We start from the raw sequence: 4,986 nt of genomic DNA, 5'->3' as shown, positions 1-4,986 counted from the left end.
GGAATTTTGGAACAGCACTGGAATGGAGCCAAGTTACAGACTGTTGAGACGATGCTGGGGTGGGCGAAGAGTATGACCTGGAAAGGATTACATCCCATTGTTCTGATGAACCAGAAGGTTTACGAAAAAAAGATCTCCCTGACCAAAATAGAAATGCGTTCCGTGGAAAAAAGATTAGAACGAAATCCTCTTTTACCTAAATGGGATATTCTTATCCATGTTTAGTTGGTACTTTTTTTGGTGGAAATCACCTAATGGCTACGTCTGATGATAGTTCGTTGAGAATCTGCTCTACATCATGGGCACCAAGTAAAATCCCTGAGCCTTTATCTAAATGAGCACCAATGCTACTTAGATTAACCACACGCCTTACGCCCGACTCCTTGATGGCTCGTGCATAGTTGTTGCCGAGTCGGCGACAATATGCCAACAGGTCGAGGTTAAGATCGAAGTAGTTGTTGGGCGGAACCATACAATACACAGCATCAGCTCCTGCAAACGTGGATACTAAGAAATCGATATCTTCTAGTGAGCCGATGGCAGCGGTTGCTCCTAACGCTTCAATCTCTTTTTGTCTTGCGGCATTGCTACTGATCGCAGTTACATGATGTCCTTTTTGCACCAACTCTTTTGTCAGTGGCTTGCTGATGTTTCCGAGCGAACCTGTGACGATAACTTTCATAAGTACCTCGTTTGATTGGTTGTAAGCGAGCAGTCGATCGAGCGGTTTTATGTTAACGACCTGGAACTACCACGGGCTTTCTCCCGTTTCTGGGCTGTTGTCATCACTCAAAAACTTTCCGGTCGGACCGTCAGCGTTGATGGTGGCGTATTTCACCAACCGTGCAGCGGCATCTTTTACAGTCCCAGAGCCACTGTGCTGGTTGAAATCTGTGGCAGTAAATCCGGGATCGACAGCATTGACTTTAAATGCTGTATCCCGCAATTCGTAAGCCAGAACGATAGTGTACATATTAAGTGCCGCTTTCGACGGGCTGTAAACAGCCGGTTTAACGTTGTAGTACTCCCAATTAGGGTCGTTGTGTAGAGTGAGCGAACCCAAACCTGAGGTTACATTCACGATGCGGGGTTGGACGGACTTTTGCAGCAAATCCATAAAAGCCTGGGTAACCCTCACAACACCAAACAAATTCGTATCAAACACCTGCTTAAAAACAGCTATATCTGTACTTGTTATTTGAGACATGCCACCGAGGATACCAGCGTTATTAATTAGTACATCCAATACTTCGGTTTTTTTGCCTATTTCAGCTCTTGCTGCTTTCACTGATTCATCATTGCTGACATCGATTTGAATGGCTTCGAGATCAGTCAAGCTTTCGGCTTTGAGCTTTTCGACAGCTTCTAGACCATTCTCTAAATTACGGCTGCCTAAATAAATGTAATATCTCTGTTGCAACAGTTGACGGGCGGTTTCAAAACCAATACTTTTATTGGCTCCGGTGATTAGTGCTGTTTTCATTTTTATTATTCTCCCGATATTTTTAGATGAATTTTGAATTAATTTGCCAATACAAGATTAATTGCTTGTAGTGATTGAAAGTCGGCGGTATCTGAGCAGATACCGCCTGCCTGATGCGATGTGGAGATTACCTCAGCCTCATTTCTTAGTAAACGGTGAATCCGCCTTCGATCGTATTTTGTCCATCGATGACATTTTTGTACATCCCACTGGTGATGAAACCGTGGGGGAACGGTAGAGCAAAATTACTGGCTTGATTCAGCCGATCGATCTGTTCGGTCGTCAGCGTAAAGTCCAGTGCGCCGAGGTTGTCTTCTAAATGCGCGACTGTGCGGGCACCGACGATCGGGATTGGTTTGCCTGGTTGTTGTAACAGCCAATTGAGAGAAACTTGACTGGCGGTGCGATCGACTTCTGAGGCAATTTGTTTGGCAACATCGGCGATCGCGAGGGTTCGAGCATTGAGTTTGCCCATTGCTTTGAGCATATCACCGCGATTTTCGCCACTCGGTGCGTCTTCCGTTAAGTCAGCTTGGCTATATTTACCAGATAAAATACCACCACCCAGTGGCGACCAAGCCGTGGGCGTAATCCCATGCTGCCAAGCCATTGGTAGCAGATCGGCTTCGGAAGTGCGTTCGACTAAACTGTATTCAATTTGAATTGCGGAAACGGGTGTCCAACCGCGCAATTTAGCGATCGTTTGCGCCTCCGAAACCACCCAAGCAGGCGTATCGGATAGACCAATATGGAGAATTTTGCCTTGGCGTACCATGTCGTCAAGTGCCCGCATTACGTCTTCGATCGCGGTGCGATAATCCCAAGCATGGAGCCAGTAGAGATCGATGTAATCGGTACCCAACCGTTTTAGACTAGCTTCGATCGCGCGGACTAAGGATTTGCGCTGATTGCCGCCTGCGTTGGGATTGGTGGGATCGGTATTGAGGGAATATTTGGTGGAAATGACGAAGCGATCGCGGCGCTTTGCTAGCATTTGGCCGAGGAAACTTTCGCTCGAACCATTGGTGTAAATGTTGGCGGTATCGATGAAGTTACCACCCCGATCGGCGTAGATGTCGAAAATTTTCTCGCTTTCGGCTTGGTCGGCTCCAAAGCCCCAGTCGGTTCCAAAGGTCATGGTGCCAAGGGACAGGGGCGACACACGCATTCCGGAGTTGCCAAGTAGTCGGTAGTGATTGAGTTGGGTGATGGGCTGGTTCATAAATCTTCCTCTGTTCAATATTTGATTTGTCCACTGATGGGCGATGAAACAGGAGATACCTCACTGGTAGCAGCACGCTCCGAAATTCACATAGCGGCCTTAGTATGCGCTGGCGGTGGCTCGAACGATGATTTCATTGACATCGACATCATCGGGTTGACAGACAGCATATAAAACCGCACGAGCGATTGCATCCGAACTTAATGCGGTTTTGCGGAGTTCTTGCAAAAAGCCTTGTGATGCCTCATGCGTAATATCAGAGCCAAGTTCGGTTTCAGTTACGCCTGGAGATATAATCGTCACGCGAATGTTCTTTGATTCCTGTCGCAGTCCATCAGAGATCGCCCACACCGCATGTTTGGTCGCCGAATAGACTGCACTAGTCGGCCCCACCGTGTGAGCGGCGATCGAAGCATTATTGATAATCTGTCCGCCACCTTGAGCTGCCATGATTGGTAGCACCGCCGCAATCCCATTTAACACGCCGCTGATATTCACCTTAATCATCTTGTCCCACTCCTCGACTTTGAGATCTTTCATCAGGGACAAGGGCATCACTCCAGCATTATTAAAGATGACATCAATTCGTCCAAACTTATCTTTGGCAAATTGGACGATCTCAGCGAGTTGACTGCGTTGAGTGACATCCAGAGCTTGGTATTCGGCGATACCACCCTCGGCATGAATCTCTTTGACGATTGTTTCTAATCGATCAATTCGACGTGCACCCAAAACTACTTTCGCGCCATTTTTTGCCAACAATTTGGCAGTAGCTTCACCGATACCGCTACTAGCTCCAGTAATAATAACAACTTTATTTTCTACGTTTAACATGGTTGTTTTCCGATTTGATGTTGATGAATTCATAGTATTGGCAGCAGCCCCAGTTCTAAATACACAGACCTCGCCGTTTATTGCCTAATCCTCCAAACCAAGCTTTTTGACAAAGATTAGATGCGTTACAATGCTCGAAAGGAAACGCTCGGATCCTTATGGAGTAACTAGCATGACGATAGAAATACTCAATCACAGTCCGATCTCTGAGCGATGTCTCGAACTGGCAGCACTCGTCACTCGCCACACCGACGGTAAGGGGAACGGTTTTCATCACACAGGGATCGATCGATTAGAATTTCAGCGCGAATCTGCCGCACCAGTCTGCCTCCATGGTGTCAGCACCCCAATCTTTGCCATTCTCTTACAAGGCAAAAAGCAAGCATTACTGGGGGAGGAAACCTATAATTATGGCGCGTCTCAATATCTGGTCGTCTCGGTCGATCTACCGATTAGCGGATTTGTAGTTGAGGCTACTCCAGATCGGCCTTATCTAGGCTTCAAGTTAGACTTAGATCTATGTCAACTTTGCGATTTGATAACCGCTCAAACCAAACCAAGTGCGAGTAAGCTAGAGAATTCTGTCAGAGGATTGTTTGTCAGCACCGCCGACACCAACTTACTCGATTGCGCCCTCAGACTGACGAGACTGTTGGATACACCTCAAGATATCCCAATCCTGGCTCCGCTGATTATCCACGAAATCTACTATCGTCTGTTGATAGGTGAACAAGGTGAAGCTGTCCGTCAGATTGCCACATCGGGTAGTAAGATGCAACGAATCGCCGAGATAATTCAAGTGATTAAGGCCGATCTCAATCGATCGATGCGAATTGAAGATTTAGCCGATCGAGCGAATATGTCGGCTTCATCTTTCCATCACCATTTTAAGCAAGTGACATCGATGAGTCCGTTGCAATTTCAAAAGCAATTGAGGCTATTGGAAGCACGTCGTCTAATGCTGAGTGAAAATTCTGATGCGACGAATGCGGCTTATCGGGTTGGTTATGAGAGTACCTCACAATTCAGTCGTGAATATTCCCGTATGTTTGGTGCGCCGCCAATTAGAGATATCGAACGTTTGCGGGCTGCTTAAGGGAACTTCCTTTGCATGAGGCTACCCGAGATCGCGCGGCGAAGCAAGGTAACATAACCTCTGAGGCGGACGAGGTCAAGTAGGCTCTCAAATTTCCGTTTTCTTGATTCCTACCTCCGTTCATCTAGTCATGTCGATTTACCTTGAGATAGTCTGACTATTTGGGGTAAAGGGAGGATTGCTGCTGTGAGCCGCCATATCGCTGAAAGTCTTACTATAGCTGCATTTCAGAGGTTAGAGCTTTTCTGTAATCAATTAGTTTTTCTGATGTTACACATTTTCCTTTTGACTTGGGTAGCTTTACCTTGGAGGAATCGGCTGAATGAGATGATGACTTGAGTTACACCTCGT

5 protein-coding genes and 1 pseudogene are annotated in these 4,986 nt (G+C 46.7%); 2 read left to right on the top strand and 4 right to left on the bottom strand.

Features of this window, described 5'->3' with window-relative positions; genetic code table 11:
- Window positions 1-225 (top strand): annotated as a pseudogene (locus tag ACEW9J_RS24675) (ISAzo13 family transposase); the annotation flags it as partial.
- A gap of 22 nt (window positions 226-247) precedes the next feature.
- Here ACEW9J_RS24675 and ACEW9J_RS24670 read toward each other — a convergent pair.
- From ACEW9J_RS24670 to ACEW9J_RS24655, 4 genes are all read right to left on the bottom strand, one after another.
- On the bottom strand, window positions 248-682 hold the full coding sequence (locus ACEW9J_RS24670) for an NAD(P)H-binding protein (protein WP_373547718.1): 435 nt from the start codon (window positions 680-682) through the stop codon (window positions 248-250).
- A 66-nt stretch (window positions 683-748) separates the two neighbouring features.
- Complete coding sequence (locus tag ACEW9J_RS24665; RefSeq protein WP_373547717.1) at window positions 749-1,483, bottom strand: SDR family oxidoreductase; 735 nt, start codon at window positions 1,481-1,483, stop codon at window positions 749-751.
- Window positions 1,484-1,628: 145 nt separating this feature from the next.
- Window positions 1,629-2,705 (bottom strand): aldo/keto reductase, encoded by a 1,077-nt coding sequence (locus tag ACEW9J_RS24660; protein WP_373547716.1) that lies wholly within the window; start codon window positions 2,703-2,705, stop codon window positions 1,629-1,631.
- Window positions 2,706-2,804: 99 nt separating this feature from the next.
- Window positions 2,805-3,539, bottom strand: a complete 735-nt coding sequence (locus ACEW9J_RS24655; protein ID WP_373547715.1) for an SDR family oxidoreductase — start codon at window positions 3,537-3,539, stop codon at window positions 2,805-2,807.
- Between the two features lie 172 nt (window positions 3,540-3,711).
- Here ACEW9J_RS24655 and ACEW9J_RS24650 point away from each other — a divergent pair, with 172 nt between their 5' ends.
- On the top strand, window positions 3,712-4,635 hold the full coding sequence (locus tag ACEW9J_RS24650; protein WP_373547714.1) for an AraC family transcriptional regulator: 924 nt from the start codon (window positions 3,712-3,714) through the stop codon (window positions 4,633-4,635).
- Window positions 4,636-4,986 lie beyond the last annotated feature (351 nt).

This window comes from Chamaesiphon sp. (genome assembly GCF_041737865.1).
In the GTDB taxonomy this organism is placed as follows: domain Bacteria; phylum Cyanobacteriota; class Cyanobacteriia; order Cyanobacteriales; family Chamaesiphonaceae; genus Chamaesiphon.
Note: the sequence above shows the minus strand (reverse complement) of the source record. Positions and strands in the feature narration are given on the sequence as shown.

Bases quoted from the DNA above. Each gene is read 5' to 3' on its own strand.
- ACEW9J_RS24670 (WP_373547718.1), bottom strand. From the start codon at position 682: ATGAAAGTTATCGTCACAGGTTCGCTCGGAAACATCAGCAAGCCACTG.
- ACEW9J_RS24665 (WP_373547717.1), bottom strand. From the start codon at position 1,483: ATGAAAACAGCACTAATCACCGGAGCCAATAAAAGTATTGGTTTTGAA.
- ACEW9J_RS24660 (WP_373547716.1), bottom strand. From the start codon at position 2,705: ATGAACCAGCCCATCACCCAACTCAATCACTACCGACTACTTGGCAAC.
- ACEW9J_RS24655 (WP_373547715.1), bottom strand. From the start codon at position 3,539: ATGTTAAACGTAGAAAATAAAGTTGTTATTATTACTGGAGCTAGTAGC.
- ACEW9J_RS24650 (WP_373547714.1), top strand. From the start codon at position 3,712: ATGACGATAGAAATACTCAATCACAGTCCGATCTCTGAGCGATGTCTC.